At 43.2% G+C, this 766-nt stretch carries 1 pseudogene; it reads left to right on the top strand.

Annotation, left to right across the window (positions count from 1 at the left end):
- Positions 1-222: 222 nt before the first annotated feature.
- Positions 223-405 (top strand): annotated as a pseudogene (locus GBH70_RS17950) (IS5/IS1182 family transposase); the annotation flags it as partial.
- Positions 406-766 lie beyond the last annotated feature (361 nt).

Here is a 766-nt window from a genome sequence, read left to right as displayed (position 1 = left end):
CTTCAAAAGACGTTCCAATTGATCGAAGAAACCATCGAATTAGATGAGAAATCTTTGAAAGAAGTGAAAGAACCGACACAGCGTGTAAGCGCAGAACGACTGGAAAAGTTTGCCGAATTGGTGGAACAAAAAGTCAAAGAAGCTGAATCAGATGCAGAACAGGAAAAGAACAAAGAAATAAAAAAAGAGAAGAAGGCAGCATACCGGTTGAAACGGAAAATTTATAAGAAGCTTAAAGAAGATTATTCGCCGCGACTGAAGAAATATGAAGCACAGATGGAAACTTTCGGTGACCGGAACAGCTATTCCAAAACAGACCACGATGCCACTTTTATGCGCATGAAAGAAGACCATATGAAAAACGGCCGGCTGAAGCCGGATTACAATGTCCAAATCGGAACGGAATACACCATCCACCAAAGGCTGACAGATACAAGGTGCTTCACCCCGCATTTGGAAAAACTGAAAACATCCGGCCTGCCTAAGCCAAAACGGATGATTGCGGATGCCGGCTACGGCGGAGAAGCCAACTATTTGTATGCGCATGAAGAAGCATTGATTCCCTACAATACCATGAGGAAGGAAGAGACCCGGGCTTACAAAAAATATACGGAATGCCGCCAACTGGGAATACCGTGAAAAAGACGACTTCTTCATTTGCCTGAATCATCGGAAGGTTGCCTTTAAACATTACAGAACGAAAACAGATCAGTATGGGTTAACACGTGACTTTAAAAATGATGGGTGTGAAGACTGTACAGACTGC

Source organism: Weizmannia acidilactici (assembly GCF_008974225.1).
Classification (GTDB): Bacteria; Bacillota; Bacilli; order Bacillales; family Bacillaceae_C; genus Weizmannia; species Weizmannia acidilactici.
The sequence above is the reverse complement of the archived record's forward strand: the minus strand, read 5'-3'. Positions and strand labels throughout refer to the sequence as shown.